The sequence below is a fragment of the Deltaproteobacteria bacterium genome (assembly GCA_016709225.1).
GTDB classification, from domain to species: domain Bacteria; phylum Myxococcota_A; class Polyangia; order Nannocystales; family Nannocystaceae; genus Xiheibacterium; species Xiheibacterium phototrophicum.
Window position 1 is genome coordinate 1,129,445 of sequence record JADJEE010000002.1, and the last position, 16,228, is coordinate 1,145,672.

The 16,228-nt window shown below is 72.0% G+C and carries 15 protein-coding genes; 10 read left to right on the forward strand and 5 right to left on the reverse strand.

Going from position 1 to position 16,228, the window contains the following annotated elements; genetic code table 11:
• The first annotated feature begins 93 nt into the window (after positions 1-93).
• Complete coding sequence (locus IPH07_18955; protein ID MBK6919480.1) at positions 94-816, forward strand: molybdopterin-dependent oxidoreductase; 723 nt, start codon at positions 94-96, stop codon at positions 814-816.
• Positions 809-1,399: a PepSY-associated TM helix domain-containing protein gene (locus tag IPH07_18960; protein ID MBK6919481.1), complete on the forward strand. Its 591-nt coding sequence runs from the start codon at positions 809-811 to the stop codon at positions 1,397-1,399. The genes IPH07_18955 and IPH07_18960 overlap by 8 nt, the downstream gene beginning before the upstream one ends.
• Before the next feature lie 45 nt (positions 1,400-1,444).
• Here IPH07_18960 and IPH07_18965 read toward each other — a convergent pair whose 3' ends face one another.
• The 3 genes from IPH07_18965 to IPH07_18975 all read right to left on the reverse strand — a co-directional run bounded on the left by IPH07_18965 (position 1,445) and on the right by IPH07_18975 (position 3,705).
• A complete protein-coding gene (locus tag IPH07_18965; protein MBK6919482.1) occupies positions 1,445-2,095 on the reverse strand; it encodes a DUF4328 domain-containing protein in 651 nt (216 codons plus the stop codon).
• A gap of 60 nt (positions 2,096-2,155) precedes the next feature.
• Positions 2,156-2,647 carry a cytochrome c maturation protein CcmE gene (locus IPH07_18970; protein MBK6919483.1) on the reverse strand — a complete coding sequence of 164 codons (492 nt, stop codon included), beginning with the start codon at positions 2,645-2,647 and terminating at the stop codon, positions 2,156-2,158.
• 161 nt (positions 2,648-2,808) lie between these two features.
• Positions 2,809-3,705: a hypothetical protein gene (locus IPH07_18975; protein ID MBK6919484.1), complete on the reverse strand. Its 897-nt coding sequence runs from the start codon at positions 3,703-3,705 to the stop codon at positions 2,809-2,811.
• Positions 3,706-3,813: 108 nt separating this feature from the next.
• Here IPH07_18975 and IPH07_18980 point away from each other — a divergent pair, with 108 nt between their 5' ends.
• A complete protein-coding gene (locus IPH07_18980) occupies positions 3,814-4,881 on the forward strand; it encodes a hypothetical protein (protein MBK6919485.1) in 1,068 nt (355 codons plus the stop codon).
• Between the two features lie 176 nt (positions 4,882-5,057).
• On the opposite strand, the gene IPH07_18985 is transcribed toward IPH07_18980, so the two are convergent.
• A complete protein-coding gene (locus tag IPH07_18985; GenBank protein ID MBK6919486.1) occupies positions 5,058-7,046 on the reverse strand; it encodes a sigma-70 family RNA polymerase sigma factor in 1,989 nt (662 codons plus the stop codon).
• A gap of 426 nt (positions 7,047-7,472) precedes the next feature.
• On the opposite strand from IPH07_18985, the gene IPH07_18990 reads away from it, so the two are divergent.
• The 4 genes from IPH07_18990 to IPH07_19005 all read left to right on the forward strand — a co-directional run bounded on the left by IPH07_18990 (position 7,473) and on the right by IPH07_19005 (position 11,431).
• Positions 7,473-8,522 carry a hypothetical protein gene (locus IPH07_18990; protein ID MBK6919487.1) on the forward strand — a complete coding sequence of 350 codons (1,050 nt, stop codon included), beginning with the start codon at positions 7,473-7,475 and terminating at the stop codon, positions 8,520-8,522.
• A complete protein-coding gene (locus IPH07_18995; protein MBK6919488.1) occupies positions 8,519-9,811 on the forward strand; it encodes an RNA polymerase sigma factor in 1,293 nt (430 codons plus the stop codon). The genes IPH07_18990 and IPH07_18995 overlap by 4 nt, the downstream gene beginning before the upstream one ends.
• Positions 9,812-10,012: 201 nt before the next feature.
• Positions 10,013-10,510, forward strand: coding sequence for a hypothetical protein (locus tag IPH07_19000; GenBank protein ID MBK6919489.1), 498 nt, complete (start codon positions 10,013-10,015; stop codon positions 10,508-10,510).
• Between the two features lie 399 nt (positions 10,511-10,909).
• A complete protein-coding gene (locus IPH07_19005) occupies positions 10,910-11,431 on the forward strand; it encodes a hypothetical protein (protein MBK6919490.1) in 522 nt (173 codons plus the stop codon).
• 180 nt (positions 11,432-11,611) lie between these two features.
• On the opposite strand, the gene IPH07_19010 is transcribed toward IPH07_19005, so the two are convergent.
• A complete protein-coding gene (locus IPH07_19010; GenBank protein MBK6919491.1) occupies positions 11,612-13,786 on the reverse strand; it encodes a metallophosphoesterase in 2,175 nt (724 codons plus the stop codon).
• A 164-nt stretch (positions 13,787-13,950) separates the two neighbouring features.
• Between IPH07_19010 and IPH07_19015 the strand changes: the two genes are divergently transcribed.
• Genes IPH07_19015 through IPH07_19025 form a run of 3 tightly spaced genes read left to right on the forward strand, consistent with a single transcriptional unit; the run spans position 13,951 to position 16,159 of the window.
• Positions 13,951-14,667, forward strand: a complete 717-nt coding sequence (locus IPH07_19015) for a DsbA family oxidoreductase (GenBank protein MBK6919492.1) — start codon at positions 13,951-13,953, stop codon at positions 14,665-14,667.
• A 47-nt stretch (positions 14,668-14,714) separates the two neighbouring features.
• Positions 14,715-15,314 carry a hypothetical protein gene (locus IPH07_19020; protein MBK6919493.1) on the forward strand — a complete coding sequence of 200 codons (600 nt, stop codon included), beginning with the start codon at positions 14,715-14,717 and terminating at the stop codon, positions 15,312-15,314.
• A complete protein-coding gene (locus tag IPH07_19025; protein ID MBK6919494.1) occupies positions 15,311-16,159 on the forward strand; it encodes a pirin family protein in 849 nt (282 codons plus the stop codon). Before IPH07_19020 ends, IPH07_19025 begins: the two co-directional genes overlap by 4 nt.
• The last annotated feature ends 69 nt before the right edge of the window (positions 16,160-16,228 follow it).

Consider the following 16,228-nt stretch of genomic DNA (forward strand, 5'->3'; position numbering starts at 1 on the left):
GTCGCGGCGCCCGTATCGAACGCGGATGTCCGTGCTCGGTAACCCCGGGCGTCGGCATCGCATACCCTCTTGCAAGCAAGGACCGACGCGACGATGCATGACGACCCCGACGAGCTGTCGAACCGCGAGCACACGCGCGAGCGCGGCCTGGCACGCCGCGACTTCCTGCTGAAGGCCGCCGCCGGCACCATCGTGACGGGCCTGGCGGGCGGGCTGTACGTGGTCGCGACCCCGAAGGCGCACGCCGACAATCGGCCCGATGGCCGGCCCCGCGTGCCGCCCGGCCAGCGCGTGATCGAGGCGCTCAAGCCCATGGGTGGTGAGCCCGGTGAGTCGGCGGTCTCGAAGTATCGCCTGCGCGTGCACGGCGAGGTCGAGAGCCCCTTCGAGCTCGACTTCGCAGCGCTGGTGGCGTTCGGCGCGGTCGAGCGCACCGTCGACGTGCACTGCGTGACCGGCTGGACGGTACTCGGCGCGCGCTTCAAGGGCGTCCGCATCAAGGACCTCGCGAAGAAGGCCGGCGTGAAGGACAGCGTGCGCCACGTGATCTTCGAGGGCGCACACGGCTACACCGCCAACGTGCGCTGGGCCGAGGCCACCGGCGACGACGCGCTGGTCACCTGGGAGCTCGACGGCAAGCGACTCGCCCGGCCCCACGGCGCACCGGTGCGCGCGCTGGTGCCCGATCTCTACTTCTGGAAGAGCGCCAAGTGGCTCGAGGGCATTCGCTTCGTCAAGCGCGACGAGCCCGGCTTCTGGGAGACCCGCGGCTACCACAACCACGCCGATCCCTGGACCGAGGAACGCTATGGCTGACGGAGCTGCGGCGCCGGGCCGGCGGCGCTTCAAGCTGCGGCCGTGGCTGCGCGCGCTGCATCGCGATCTCGGCTACCTCGCGGTCGGCCTGACGCTGGTCTACGCGGTATCGGGCCTGGCGGTGAACCACCTCGCCGACTGGGATCCGAACTTCGCGAACGTCGAGCGCGAGTTCGACGTCGCCGCACCGCTGCCCGACGACGACACCGCGGCCGCGGCCGCGGTCGCGAGCGCGGCCGGCATCGACGAGGCGCCCGTCGACATCTACCGCGTCAGCGACGAGGAGCTCGAGATCGCGTTCGAGGGCCGCACGCTGCACGCGAACCCCCAGACCGGGCACGTCTTCGAGGAGGGCCAGAAGCCGCGCGTGTTCCTGCGCGTGGCGAACTGGCTGCACTTGAACCGCGGCAAGAAGGCGTGGACGTGGTTCGCCGATGGCTACGCGATCGCGTTGCTGGTGTTGGCGACCAGTGGGCTGTTCATGATTCCCGGGCGCAAGGGGCTGGTGGGGCGCGGGGCAATCATCACGGCCATCGGCGTGGGTCTGCCGCTCGGGTACCTGTGGTTCTTCGGCGGGCCGTGAGCCCTTGGGCGCGACGAACCCCGCGGATGCCCGTCGCTGGCCGCTCTAGCGGCGCGAGCTCACCGCTGCGCGCAGCGACGTCACGATGACGAGCAGGAGGGCCCATGCCCCGGTGTCGAGGACGAAGCGCGGCCAGAAGGTCTTGGGCCCGAGCTCGTAGATCGTGCGCAGGGTTTCCGCCGGCAGCACCTCGAGCGCCCGCCCGAGCTCGGGCACGAGGCTGACCTGCGTCAGGAATCCGTGCAGCATCGTCAATGGGATCGCGAGCAGCCACGCGATCCACCATGCACCGGCGAGCGCGGCGGGCCGGTCGAGGGAGCGCAACGCGTCGCGCACGGTGAGCCACGGCAGGACCATGTTCGCCAGCGGGATGAACCACCCACCCACCGCCATGCCGGGCGACCACCGGGTGCTGCGGCCGCTGGCACGGATCGCGACGAACAAGCCGTGGATCCACACCAAGAACAGGATCATCGCAACCAGCGTGACCAGGTTTTCGAGGCCGTAGAGGCCACCGTCGATCATCCGGATGCGGTCGATCTCCGCCTCGGTGAGGGTCGATCCCGACGGCGGAAACGTCAGTTTGGCGACCAAGTAGTCGATGACGCGCATCCCCGCGCGCAGGCCGAGCAGGACGACGAGGGCGCCGCCCTGGGCGCGAATCTTGGCAAATGGATCCGACGGAGTTGGACGCACGTCGGAGTGGACGCGCACACCTCCGCGTCGGTTGCAGCGACCGCCTCCCCGCCCCGCTCGCTAAGGCGCGGCTTCGTAGCGGTCGGGACACTTCGCGATGAGATCGTCGCCGTGCAGGCTGGCGCCGTCGCTCGACAGCGTGCCGGTGATCATCACCTCGAGCTTGTTCTGGAACCGGTCCGGCAGCGCGCCGTCGTAGTCGATCGCAAGCCGCGCGCCGCGACCCTCGATCACGAAGCGATACGCCGGGGCGGCCGTCGCATCGCCGCCGCTACGCTGCAGGATCGGATCGGCGGCGACGTGGCCATGCACGCGCACGCGGGCGCCACGGTGCGCCGACGTGATCTCGTCGAGCTCGAGCGTCGGCGTCACCGCGGGCGGCACGATGGCGTCGACGACGAGCGCGGCGAGTCGCTTGGCATCCTCGTCATCGCTCGCCCCGGGGTCGGCCTCGCGCGGGGTCGCATCGCCGGCGCCGCGCGACACCAGGGCGTCGCAGGCGAGCAGCGCCACACACAGCGGGAACCACACAAGGCGTCGTCGCGCGGGCACGGGCGCACGAGCATAGCAATCACCGAGGACGCCGGTGGACCCTGTCCGAGAACAGCCGCGCGAACGCGGCGGTACCATCGGCCCACCCGAACGGGGGGTCGCCCATCGCCGCGATGTGACCGACGCGCCCGCAAGCGCGCGCCTGCTCGAGGGGACGGGGCTCACGGCACGTAGCGCGACCAGAACTCGATCGTCGGCGCCGAGATGGGATGATCGCAGTGCATCGCGCCCTCGTGCACCAGCGAATCCACCGCGAAGCCCATGCCCTCGAACTCCGCGATGCTGCCCATGATGTTGGGCGCGAGGAAATCCTGGGTGCCGTAGTTGAAGTAGATCGGGATCGCGTCGCGCGTGGCGGTGTCGGTCATGGGATCCCACGCCCACCCGAACGAGCTGCCCGAGCCACCGCAGCTGGCCGCGAACACGCCGGGCACGCGATGGCCGACGTGGGCGATGAACGAGCTGGCGAAGAACCACGAACCGCCCGAGACCCCCCAGTACAGGCTCTGCTCGGCGTACTGCGGCTCGTAGGCGGCGAGGAACACCTCGATGGTGGCCGCGACCTGCTCGGCATGCGAGGGCTGTGCGGCGCCGAAGGCCACGGTGCCGTCGTCGTAGAACGCCGGCGAGAGCACACCGACGATCATCGTGTTGCGCGGCTGCGTCCACGCGAAGAGGTCCTCCGAGAAGGCCCAGTTCTCCATGTAGTCGGCCGCGCCGTCGCCGTGCAGGTAGATCGCGAGCCGATCGACGCGCTGGCCCGGCGGTGGCGGGAAGAACTTCACCTCGAGGCCCTCGACCATCGCCTGACAACCGGCGTGGCCCTGGTACTCGAACGGCGTGTCGCACGGCAGCCCCGCGGGCACGGGCGCATCGGCGGTGGTGCTGTCGCTCCCCGGCACATCCGTGTCGGTGCCGTCGGTGGTGCCGTCGCTGGTGTCGGCGACCTGCGTGGTCGCATCCGTGTCACCGTCGTTGGACGCCGCGTCGCCGCAGCCCAGCGAGATCGAGCACACCAGAGCGATCGCGCTGCAGGAGGTCGGCGAGACGAGGGACATGGTCGAGCATGGTAGCCCGGCTTGCGCGAGCCTGCCGCGTGCGGTCGCGCGTCGGCGAGCGCGCGCGCGCGTGCCCGCACATCGCCGTGGTACGGTCGCCGGCGAGCGATGTTGGCGCTGCAGCTCGATGACGCGGGCCGCCCCGTGCGGGCCCATGACCCTGCGGGCCTGCTCGCGTGGCAGCTGCAGTGGAACGGCGACGCGCTCGCGCACGCGTGGCTTCGGCTGCCCGATCGCGACGATGCGATCGAGCTGGCGCCGTTGGCCGGCGACGACCTCCTGCTCGGACGCTGCGATCGCCTGTTGCACCGCGGCAGTGCGATCGCGAGCATGAGCGCGGTCGCGTGGGCGGCCCCGACGCGGATCCCCGCGGTCGATCGCCCGGGTGCGCTGCCGCCGGGCGCGGGCACCTGCGTGCTCGACCTGGTGGCCACGCTCGCGCGCCACGCCGGCGTACCCGGTCTGCGCTACCGCGGGCCCTACCCCACCCCCGCGCTGTTCGAGTCGCTGCGCCACAGCTTCACGATCGACGGCGACGAGACGCACGCACGTCAGTGCTTCGACGACGCGCTCGAGCACGCCGCGTGGCGCGGACGGATCGTCGAGCCCGACATCAGCTTCGTGCCCACGCCCCATCATCGCAGCTGGCCCGCGCCCGGCATCTGCCTGCAGCGACGCGACGGGATCGATCGCGCGTGGATCGACGGCCGTCCCTACGACGCCGGCGATCCGACCCACGCGCTCGTGCCCGACGACGACGGCGGCGTGATCGCATGCGTCCGCGTCGGCGGCGAGCGACTCGGCGAGGTCGCGCGACTCGATCGCGACGGCGTGCCGCGGGGCCCGATCGCGCGGGCCCTGCCATTTCCCCCGGAGCTGCTCGGCCTCGAGCTACCGCCCGCGCTCGTCGAGGTGCTCGCGCAGGTGCTCGCCGCGGCCGCACCGGCACCCGTGCGCGACGCCGTGCGCAGCTTCATCGAGGGCAGCACGCTGCGCTTCGACGACCTCGGCCTCGCGCTCGCGAGCGCCGAGCCGGGCGAGCTGCGGGTCCACGCCGCGCTGGCAGAGCCCGTGAGCACGGCAGCGGGATCGCGCTCGCTCGCGATGCTCGCGGCGGTGCTGCAGGGGCCGGTGCTGCGCGGCGTGCAGCGGCAGCTCGCCGACGGTGGCCGATGAGCCGATGAGCACGGCGCATCCCGCACTGCATCGCCGAGGCGGACGTCAACGCGGAGATGACGACCTTCGGCACGGGCAGCATCAACTTCACCGTGGTCATCGACGACGCCGACATCGCCAAGGTGGTGCCGGTGCTGCACCGCGGCTGCTCGAAGGTGGATGCGACCGGTCGTGCGCTAGCGGCGGCGACGGAGGTCGAACACCGGCGCGTGAATCTTCGCGCCCTCGAGGTGCAACGACTGGCAGTCGGGTGCGGGCGCGCCTTCGAGCTGGGCGTCGGGCGCCGACGGATCCGCCAGCCGTGCGCACAGTGTGTAGTCGCCTTCGGGCAGGGTGAACTGCGGGGCGATCAGCTCCCAGCTCGCGTCGATGCCGTCGGTGCTCACCGCGGACATGGTGATGGTGCGGTTCACGTCGGGGTCGTAGACGTAGCGGAACTCGTCGGCGTGCAGCTCGTAGATCGAGTGGTCGAGTCGGATCTCGGGCCGCACGTCGGCGTCGCGGCTGGGATCGACGTGCAGCTGCACCTGCGCGTCGGCGCCCGCACGCACGACGACCACGGCACGCGTCGGCACCACGGCGGCGCAGTCGTAGACGCAGTCACGCACGAACTCGACCGCGTAGGTGCCTGCGCTGACGGTCGGCGATTCGAACGTGCCGCCGGCCGTGGTCGCGAGCGCGATCGCGAGCTCGCTGTCGAGCGCCTGCACGCGCACGGTGCCGTGCTCGGGCCACTTGCCACGGTGCACGGAGCCCGACACGGTGCCGCCGGCGGTGAGTCGGAGCTCGAGCTCGACATCGGTGTCACCGGCCGGAACCCGCACCAGTCGCGCCCGCTGTCCACCTTCGTGCAGCGCCCAGATCATCACGTCGTCGGCCGCGATCGGCATCGCGAACTCGCCGCGTTCGTCGGTCTCGGCCACGTGGTCGACCTCGAAGACCTCGTTGGCTTCGATCGCGCCGTCGGCGATGACGATGGCGCGCGCGACCGGCACGCCGTGGACGTCGACGACGCGACCCTGCAGCTCGCGCAGTGCGGTCGCGTCTGCGGTGGTGGTACCGCCGCACTCGTAGTCGTTGCCGTCGAGCTCCGATGCGAGCGCCGCGAGGCGATACATCTCGGTGATGGCGGCGCGATACTCGTGAGCGTCCGGCGGCGACACCAGCGAGCGCCCGCACGGCAGCTCCATGATGTGGAACGCGGCCGCGGGCACGGCTTCGGCCATGGGCGCGGCGAGCTGGGCTCGCGGCCGCGGGGTCGCGCGCGGCACCTGCGGCACCGCGGCCGGTGGCATCGATCGCGGCGGTGCTGCGGCGACGACCCGCGGTGAGGCCGGGGGCGGCGCGGGTGGGTCGTGGGCCTCGACGGCCCGCGACGACGCCGTCGCACCGGCGACGACCGCGACACCGGTCGCGGCCGCGAGCGCACAGCAGACCACGGCGGCGACCGGCAGCGATCGCGTCACCCGCGTGCGTGCGGCCGCGCGGGGCTGCATGCGCAGCGTCTGCAGCACGGCACACGCGGCGGCTTCGCGCGATCGCTTCGGTGCGAGCTGCACCGCGAGCATGCGCTCGATGTCACCGCGCAGGCGCTTGCGACCACGACTGAGGCGTTGCTCGACCGCCGCGACCGAGAGTCCGAGCGACTCGGCGACCTCGTGGATGGATTGCTCCTCGAGATAGTAGGTCACCAGCACGTCGCGATAGCGCGAGGGCAAGCCGTGCAGCGCCGCACGCACGAGCGCGGCCTGTTCGCGCGCCGCCGTGTGCTCCTCGACCTCTGCGGGCGCGCTCGCGGGGCCGTGACGCGACGCCAGTGGCTCGGGCCGCAGCCGTCGCCGTGCGTTGCGGGCGAGGTTGCGCGCGATGCCGCAGACCCACGCGCGCAGCCGCGAGGCATCGCGGAGCTCGTCGAGCTTGGTCCACGCGGTGACGAACGCCTCCTGGGCGATGTCGTCGGCCTGACCGGCGTCGCCGAGCACCACGAACGCCGCGGCGAGCACGGCACGGTGGTGGCGCTGGATCAGCGGGCCGAAGGCATCGAGGCGACCGCCACGCGCCGCATCGAACAGTGCGGGGTCGGACTGCGGGGCCTCGTGGGGCGCGCCCTCGTCGGCGGTTCGGCGGGCGCGAAGTGCAGCGGGCGGGTGCGGCGGGCTCGTCACGACGACGTGTGTCGCCAGCCTTCCACGACCTGACGCTCGCCGTGGTTCCCGCGGCGGTCGCCGTCGTCGCCGCGTGGGCGGTCGTTCTACCGTTCTACCGTGGGTGCCGTACGGGCCCGCGCACGCTCCGGCGCCTGCAGCGGATCGAACCCCACCGACGAGGTCGAGGTGCGGGCGGTGCCAGGCGATGTCGAACACCCCTTCTCGGTCGCGCAGTTTCTCTTCTCCGGCAAGGCGAACCCCACCGTCAGCGACTTCGGTGCGCCCGCGATGATCCGTCGACCGCAACGTCAGCTACGCCTGCCGGCGGCAGCGCGGTCGCACGCATCAGCGACGCGCCGCCGATCCCGTGAGTCAGCAACGCGCGCAACACGGCCGCCCGTGATCAGGCGCTGCAGCGCGCGGCCGTGGTAGCGTCCATCGGTCGTGACGCTGGTGGCCACGATCGCGTTGGCGCTGCACGGGCTGCTCGGGCCGCCGGACGTCGTCGTGGCCCAAAGCCCGGGCGATGACGATCCGCTCGAGCTCACGTGGTCGGCGCCCGATGGTTGTCCCGATGCAGCGCAGGTGCGTGAGCACGTACAACGCCGTGCCGGTACCACGGCGCTGCGTCGGACGCTGGCGCGCGGACGCATCGAGCGGCTCGACGACAGCACGTGGATGCTCGAGCTGGTGCTGGAAGGTGACGACGGCGCCTTTCGACGCGAGCTCCGCGGCACCTCGTGCGAGGCCCTCACCGCCGCAGCCGGCCTGCTGATCGCGGTTGCCGCCGATCCGACCACACGGTCGGGCGCACCGCCGGACGAAGCCGCGCCGCCCCTCGGCTCGCAGGTCGACGAGGACATCACGAACCCGCCTGCCGTCACCAGCGCGGCTCCGCCGTCGCGGCCACCGCCCACGCCACGAGCCAGCGACACGCGCGCGCCGGTCGAGACGTCGATGCGAACGCGCACGCGCGGCGTGGATGCAGCACTGCGCGTCGACATCGGCGGGCAGTTCCTCCGCGTGTTGCCGGCGATCGCCGACGCGAGCTTCGGCGGCGCGCTGGCGGTGCGGTGGCCGCGGGCCCGCGCCGAGCTGCGCGGGCGCTATCTGCCGGGCCAACGCAGCCGCTACGCCGACCGTCCGAGCCTCGGCGGCGTGATCGACCTCTGGACCCTCGGCGCCTCGGGCTGCTACGCCCCGCGATGGCAACGGCTCGAGTTCCCGATCTGCGCGGGAATCGAGCTCGGCATGATGCGAGGGCGCAGCTTCGGCGCGATCGACAACCGCGATGCCGCGGCGTTGTTCGCCGCCCTGCCCCTCGACGCAGCGCTGGTGTGGTCGCCGATCCGCCGCGTGGGACTGCTCGCGGGACTGGGCGTCAGCCCGACCCTGCGTCGCCCCGGCTTCCATGTGCGCGACCTCGATCCCGTGTTCGTCGCGGCCCCGGTCGCCGTGCGCGTGGCGGCCGGGCTCGAGGTGCGATTTCCGTGACAGACTACCCGGGAGCCGGAGACTGCGAGGGCGGACCGGTGGAGCTCTTGGATCGGATCGCGAGCGACGATGGGGGCGCGGCTGCGTTCGCCGCCCTGTATCGCGAGCACTTCGGCTTCGTCTACGCGTGCCTATTGCGCCTCGGGGTCCCGCGCGCCAGCGTCGAGGACGCCGTCCAAGACGTGTTCGTGACGGTGCATCGCCGTCTCGGCGAGTTCGAGGGCCGTAGCTCGCTGCGCAGTTGGTTGTTCGGCATCGTGCGACGGGTCGCGTTCCGACATCGCCGCAGCGCGTCGCGTGCCGAGCACAAGCTGCGGGCGCTGGCGGTCGAACCGACCGACCGCGACGATCCACAATCGTCGCTCGAGCAGGCGCAGCGCGGCGCGCTGTTGCTGCGCGCGCTTGCCGACCTCGACGACGACAAGCGCACCGCACTCACGCTGCACGTCTTCGAAGGCCTCTCGGGCCCCGAGCTCGCGAAGTTCCTCGGCATCCAGCTCGACACCGCCTACTCTCGCATCAAGTCGGCGCGGCGCGAGCTGCAGCGCGCATTGGCACGACGCGGCGTCACCGCGGACGCCGAGGAACTGGTCGCCGACGCCAAGGGCAGCACCGCGGCGACACCTGCGACCGCGCGCCGCGTCGCGGCGGTGCTGGCCATGCGGCTCGGCAACCCAGCCCAAGTGACCGCGACCACCGCGGTCGCGGCCGCGAGTGCGTGGCTCGGCGCAAAGGGCATCGGCGTGCTCGCGGCGCTCGCGATCGGCATCACCGCGACCGTCGTCACCCGCCGAGCGAGCGCGCCGTCACCCACGCCTGCACTCGCGGCCGTGGCCGCACCCGCGCCGACGCCGGCGACGATCGAGGATGCGCCGCCGCTGCCGGCCGAGCTCGCACCCGTGGGCGTCGTGGGTGCCCCGGTGCGATCGCCCGCACCCGGCGCCGCGACTCCGACGACGCCGGCGCGCGCAAGCCCGCCGGGCAATGCCCCCACCGACGCACTCGCGGCTGCGCTCGCCGCCGAGGTGGAGCAGATCTCAGCGGTGAAGGCCGCCATCGATCGCGACGACCCGGAGGCCGCACTCGCGCTGCTGGCCGAGCACGTCCGACGTTTTCCGGATGGTCAGCTCGCGAGCGAGCGCGAGGGTTACCGCGCGATCGCCCTGTGTCGCGCGGGGCGACGCGCGGCCGGCCGCGGCGAGGCCCGGGTGTTCGTGGGCCGACACCCGCGCTCGCCGCTGGTCGCCCGCGTGTCGCAGGACTGCGAGCTCGCAGCACCCACGCGCTGACAGAAACCCCCACGACCGGAGACCACAGTTCGCATGCAAGCTTGGCAAACATCGCAGTCATGGGTTGGTCGCGGGGGTCGCTGTTGGGCACTCGCGCTGCTGTGGGTCGGGTGCGTCGGCCCCTCGAAGGAGATCGGCGTCAGCGCGACAACGGTCGGTTCGAGCTCGGCGTCCGACGGCGACAACACCTCATCCTCGGGGATGGAGTCGTCGAGCACGGCGACGGGCACGACCACCGGCGAAGCATCGAGCTCGGCCACTGCGACCACCAGCAACGCCGAGAGCGGCAGCGAAAGCGCCAGCGAGACCACGGCGGGCCTTCCGACCACCTGCGAGGCGGCGCAGTCCGAAGCCGAGTGCTCAGCGGTCGACAGCGCGCTCGAGACCTGCGCGTGGGTGCCAACGATCGTCGTCGCCGGTGGCACGTGCGACGTGGTCGAGACCGGCTTCGAGGGCGAGTGCGTGCTGGCGTCGGCGGCCGATGGCTGCCAAGGCGCGGGCGACTCGACCTGCCCCGATGGACTCACGCGGGTGTACTTCAACCTGCTGGGCCTCGAGATCGGCGCGGTCGAGTTGGTCGCGCTCGACGACGCATTCGAGTGCGAAGCCGCCGCGGCCGGCTTCGAGCCCTGCACGATGATCCCAGGGGACCCCGTCACCTACGAACCGCCGGAGTGCGGTTGCGCGTGCCCGCAGTGACGCGATGATCCGATGATCCGATGATCCGCGGCTGCGATCGACACTCGTTGCGCGCATCGAAGGCGGGGCCGTGAACCCCCAGTCCGTCTCCGCCGGCGAACCAAGGATTTTCCTGTCCGGTCCGGCGACGGTGCGCACTGAGGTCCTCGGCACCGGTGACGATGGACACGCGACTCGAACTCCCGACGCAACGCACCCCGCGACCGGGCGTAGGACACTCGCGTCGACACCCGCGATGGGCGCGATCCATCGCACGCGCTCGAGACTCGGCCGTGCTGATCCCGTGGCTCGCGCTCTGCCACCGGGAAGTGGCGCGGCTTCGAGTCCCAACGGTAGCGACGTCGGGGCCGGCACCACGGCGTTGCTCGGCCGAGGGCGTCGCGGTAGCTTCGTGCGGCGATGATGGGAACGCAACGGGTCGCGCTTCGTCACCAAGGCCGTGAGCTCGTCGTGGCCTCGGACGACGCGGCCGTGGTGTTCTCGTCGTCGGTCGGCGATGAACCGCGGCGGGTCGAGTTCGCCGCGATCCGATCCGTGCGGGTCGCACGGATCGGGACGCTCGAGGCCTGCGTCCTCACGCTCGCCGATGGCACCGAGCGGACGATCGCCACCGACGATCGCAGCTGCCGAGCCGACTACGCCGGGTTCGTGCGCGGGCTGTTCGCTCGCCTACACCCGCGCGGCATCGCGTTCATCGCCGGGTCGTGGTTGGTGATCGCGATCGCCGTCTCGGCGTGTGCTGCGATCGGGATCCTCGCCGCCCTCGCCTACGCCGGCGTGCTCGACCTGCCTTTCTCGCGCACTCGCATGCTCGTCACGATGGTCGTCACCACGCTCGCTTGCCCTGCGGTCGTGCTGCAGGCCCGCCCGCGATCGCTGCGCAGCGCCGACGAGCTCGACGCCAAGCTCCCCAAGCCGTGAACTCCGGCGCGCGCGCCGTGGAACACGCGCGACTCGCGTCGCGATCGTGCTTCGATGGCAGCCTACTCGTGCACCCCGCAGCCCTCGACCTCTCCTCGCGGGCACAGGCCTCGCGCTCGAGGTGCAGATGTCGACGAGCCTTGCCGTGCAGCTGTGCCCCGCGCCGCCCCCTTCGAGCGATCACTCCGCCGTGAATTCGCTGCGCGGCCCGTCGACACTGTGGGTGCAGTCGGTCACCCGCGCGAACCACTCATACCGCCCGCCCGCGGCCAGCCCCGACCACGGCAGGTCGACGGTGCTGCCGGCCTGCACGTGCTCGACGGTGCCGATGAGCTCGAACTCGCCGCCGCCGTGGTCGAGATCGATGGGCAGCACGAAGTGCGCGTCGTCGGTCTCGTACCACTGGTCGAAGTGCGGTGAGTAGGTCTGTACCTCGAGCTCGCCGAGGTCGGCGCGGAAGCTCATCAGGCGCAGCTTGCCGGAGCCGCCCATGCCGTCGAACTGGTAGTCCGACAGCAGCGAGTGCACGGTGCTGGCGGCGACGTCGGTGCGACGGCCCTCGTCCTGCACGTGACCGCAGACCATCAGCCGCAGGTTGGGCTCGCCGCGCAGCGCCTGCCAGCGGGCCTGGCCCTGGGCCGAGAACGGCGTGTCGACGGTGACGCCGTTGCCGGTGCCGACCAGGCACGAGTGCTGCACCACGATGCCGTAGTGATCGGGGTGATCGGCGAGCACGCGACGCGCCCACGCGAGCACGTCGGCGTCGGGGCCGGTGTTGTCGGTCGGGGTGCCGGGCTGGTCGTACTCGAAGAACAGCGCCACGAACTGGGTATCGCCGCTGCCGAAGGTGATGAACGAGGCGTCGTTACGATCGCCGAAGTGGCCACCGTAGTAGTCGCGACCCTCGAAGCGCGTGGTGCCGAAGTACTGGTTGTAGAAGCCGGTCTGGCCGGGATACGAGTTGGTGGCCTGATCGTGATTGCCGACCGCGACGCCGTAGGCCACGCCCTCGGGCCGATCGGGCAGCGCGTCCTCGAGGCGCTCGAGCGCGTTCTGGGCGACCATCCACTCCTCGACGTAGGTGTGGCCGTCGTCGACCAGATCGCCCACGTGCAGCACCGCCCGCACGTCGAGCGACTCGGCGCTGTCGGCCAGCCACTGGGTCTGGTCGTAGAACATCTGCGCGCTGCCACCATGGGTGCCGTCGCAGTAGTACTGGGTGTCGGGCAGCACCGCGATCGAGAACGACTCGAGCTCCGGGATCGGGCGCCCCCACAGCTCGACGCGCAGCTCGTCGGCGTCGGCGTCGGCGGTCTGCACCGACAGCACCACGGCGTCCGACGGCGCGGTCTCGACGGGCGCGAGGTTGGTCGCGCTCGGTGATGCCGAGGCGATCCGCGGCCGCCCCGGCAGCGACCACGCCCCGCCGGTGCGCTCGCCGACGAAGCCGCCCACGAGCTCGGGCACGCTGCCGTCGTCGACGGCGTCGAGCGGCCAGTGGGCGACCAGGCCCGTGGTGTCGGGCGGCGCGGCGAACATGCCCGCCTGCAGTGCGGCCTCGTCGAGCGCACGATCCCAGATGCGCGCGTCGTCGATGCGACCATCGAAGGAGCCCGCGGCGCGTCCCATCGAGTCGTAGGTGGTTCCGATGCCGCTGTGCTGGATGCTGTCGTTGCGGGGGCTCGCGCCGTCGGTCGACGCGGTCGCGTCGAGCGAACCGTCGAGGTAGAGCCGCCAGTTGCTGCCGTCGAAGCTCGCCGCGACGTGGTGCCATGCGCCGGTCTCGAGCACCGCGGTGCCGGTCACCGGATGATTGAGGCCACTGGCGAGATCCTCGAAGTCGGCCGCGAGGTGGCCCTGGGCATCGACGCCGAACACGTAGTTGCAATCGACGGTGCTGCCGTCGTCCTCGCCGCGACCCTTGGAGAGGATCGGCTCGACCGCCACACCGCCGACGCCCGACGACGCGGTGGTGCCATAGCCATCCCAGCGCACCCACGCCTCGAGGGTGAACTCCGCCAGCCCGAGCGCGGGCACCAGGCCGACGTGCACGCCCTCGCCCGCGCCGACCAGCTCGAGCGCGGCGCCCGGATCGTCGTCACCGCAGGTCGGTGGCACCGGCACGCCCATGTCCGGCAGCGGCGCGTCGTCGTGACCGCTGTCGCTGCTGTCGGCCGCGTTGCTGGTCGCGCCCGAGCTGCCCGCCGCGGTGCTGTCGCCCGAGCCGACGCCGCCGTCGTCACCGCGACCGCCCGATCCCCCTGTGCCGCATCCGACGACGCCGAGCAACGCGCTCGCGATCGCCAGCTGCGCCGAACCTCGAATGCACGCCTGCGTGCCCTTGCAGTGCCCCATGGTCGCGAGCGTACTGCAGCGACCGCGGCGTCGACCCGCGCCGGCGATCGCCGCTACGCAGGAGTCGCAACCACGCGCACGGCCCGCGCGCGATCGCGTGGGCCAGTGCACGCTCGCGACGCGGGCCGACGCGCGCGATCACCCGTGCTAGCTTGGACACCAAGGTGAAACCCCTTCGCGTCGAAGTTTGGTCGGACATCGCGTGTCCGTGGTGTTGGGTCGGCAAGCGTCACCTCGAGCAGGCGATCGCGGGCGCGGGCGATCTCGGCGACGTCGAGGTGGTCTCGCGTGCGTTCGAGCTCGACCCGGCGGCGCCGCAGCAGCCCGAGCCGGGCCTCGATCTGGTCGCTCGACTCGCGCGCAAGTACGGCGCGTCGATGCAGCAGGCGCAGCAGATGATCGATCGCATGACGCAGGTGGGTGCCGCCGACGGCCTCGACTTCCGCTTCGATCGCGTGGTGCCGGTGCGCACCTTCGACGCGCACCGGCTGCTGCACTGGGCCGCGCTCGAGGGCCGGCAGCCACAGCTGGTCGAGGCCCTGTTCCGCGCGTACATGCACGAGGGTCGCGCGGTCTCCGATCACGACGTGCTGGTCGAGCTCGCCGCGCAGGCCGGCCTCGATCCCGAGCGCGCCCGCGCGACGCTGGCCGGCGATGCGTACACGCAGGAGGTTCGCGCCGAGCAAAAGAAGGCGCGGGAGCTCGGCATCACCGGCGTGCCGTTCTTCGTGGTCGACGGCCGCTACGGCATCTCCGGTGCGCAGCCGGCCGCGGTGCTCCGCAAGGTGCTCGAGCAGGCGCGCAGCGAGCAGGCCGAGCAGGCGCCCGCGGCCGACGACCCCCTCGCGTGTGGCCCCGACGGCTGCGACGTACCGGCGTAGGCGTACCCGGGTGACGGCGCGAGGGCGATCGGTCATCCTCGGATCCCATGACGCCATGGTCTCGACGCATTCGGATGCTGCTGACGTGCATCGCGATCACCGCCTGCGGTGGTGACGACGGCGGCAGTGGGACCAACCCCACCACCACCGACCCGACCACGACGGCCATGACCGCGGGCTCGAGCTCGACGACCGACGTCGGCACGGGCAGCTCGTCCGGCGGTGCCGAAGCCAGCTCCGGCGGCGCCGAGACCAGCTCGAGCGGCGCCGCCGACTCGAGCTCGGGTGGCGCCACCACCGGGCCTGCCTGCGATCCGCCGGTGGTCGGCGAGTGGAACGCGTGTCGCGACGAGATGGGCACCATCGACAACACGCTGTGCAACTGGATGGGCACCGGACGCAGCGTCGGGACCATCAGCTGCCTGTCGGCGTCCTCGAACGCCGACGCCAACGTGTGCTTCATCCGCGGCTGCGTCGACGCCTGCGACTGCTTCGATGCGCCCGCGACCGGCACCGCCGAGGTCGTGTGCGCGCCGATCCTCGCCAACGACGAGATGGGCTGCGCGCTCGACTGCAGCGAGGGCAAGCTGTGCCCCGACGGCATGGAGTGCCTCGACAACCTCTGCTTCTGGGTGCCGCCGGCATGAGGCCGTGGCGTCGTCGCGAGCTGCTGCGCTCGCTGCCGGCCGTCGCGCTCGCGCCCGCGATCATCGGTTGCGAGGGCAAGGGCACCACCATCGTGCGGCCACCGCGATCGGGGCTGGCGCAGATCCGCCAGCGCATCGAGGCGCGCGCGACCACCGACGGCGCGGGCGCGACGTTGCACCGCGTGTTCCCCGGGCCAACGCTCGCGAACCTCGATCCGTTCGTGCTGCTCGACGACTTCGACGTCACCGAGCCCGCCGGCTTCCCCGAGCACCCCCACCGCGGCTTCGAAGCGTTCACCTACATGATCGCCGGCGAGTTCCACCACGAGGACAACCTCGGCAACCGCTCGGCCATCGGCGCGGGCGGGACCCAGCGCTTCAACTCGGGGGCAGGCGCGCGGCACTCGGAGATGCCGGGGCCGGGCGGCAGCAACCGCGGCCTGCAGCTGTGGGTCAACCTCGAGGCCTCGCGCAAGACGATGGCGCCGGAGTACGAGGGCATCGCGGGTCGCGACATGCCCGTGCGCGAGGTCGACGGGCTGCGCGTGCGCACCATCGCCGGTGGCGACTCGCCGGTCGCCCTGCACACCGAGGTCGACTACCTCGACGTCGAGTTGCTGGCCGACACGAGCTTCGAGCGCGAGGTATCCACGGCGCACGACGGCCTGCTGTACGTGCTCGCCGGCGAGATCACGATCGGCGACGAGCACATCCCGGCCCGCACCGCCGCGTCGCTGGGCCCCGGCGCCGTGCAGGTGCGCGGCGCCGCGGGTGCTCGCTTCGCGTGGCTCACCGGACGGCCGCACCGCCAGCCGATTCGCCACCGTGGCCCGTTCGTCGACTGACGACGATGCGCGACCACTTCGCGTCGACGCCCGAGACACGCGCGGACGATCGCTCGCGCCCCGCGACAG

Bases quoted from the DNA above. Each gene is read 5' to 3' on its own strand.
- IPH07_18955 (MBK6919480.1), top strand. From the start codon at position 94: ATGCATGACGACCCCGACGAGCTGTCGAACCGCGAGCACACGCGCGAG.
- IPH07_18960 (MBK6919481.1), top strand. From the start codon at position 809: ATGGCTGACGGAGCTGCGGCGCCGGGCCGGCGGCGCTTCAAGCTGCGG.
- IPH07_18975 (MBK6919484.1), bottom strand. From the start codon at position 3,705: ATGTCCCTCGTCTCGCCGACCTCCTGCAGCGCGATCGCTCTGGTGTGC.
- IPH07_18980 (MBK6919485.1), top strand. From the start codon at position 3,814: ATGTTGGCGCTGCAGCTCGATGACGCGGGCCGCCCCGTGCGGGCCCAT.
- IPH07_19000 (MBK6919489.1), top strand. From the start codon at position 10,013: ATGGAGTCGTCGAGCACGGCGACGGGCACGACCACCGGCGAAGCATCG.
- IPH07_19005 (MBK6919490.1), top strand. From the start codon at position 10,910: ATGATGGGAACGCAACGGGTCGCGCTTCGTCACCAAGGCCGTGAGCTC.
- IPH07_19010 (MBK6919491.1), bottom strand. From the start codon at position 13,786: ATGGGGCACTGCAAGGGCACGCAGGCGTGCATTCGAGGTTCGGCGCAG.
- IPH07_19020 (MBK6919493.1), top strand. From the start codon at position 14,715: ATGACGCCATGGTCTCGACGCATTCGGATGCTGCTGACGTGCATCGCG.
- IPH07_19025 (MBK6919494.1), top strand. From the start codon at position 15,311: ATGAGGCCGTGGCGTCGTCGCGAGCTGCTGCGCTCGCTGCCGGCCGTC.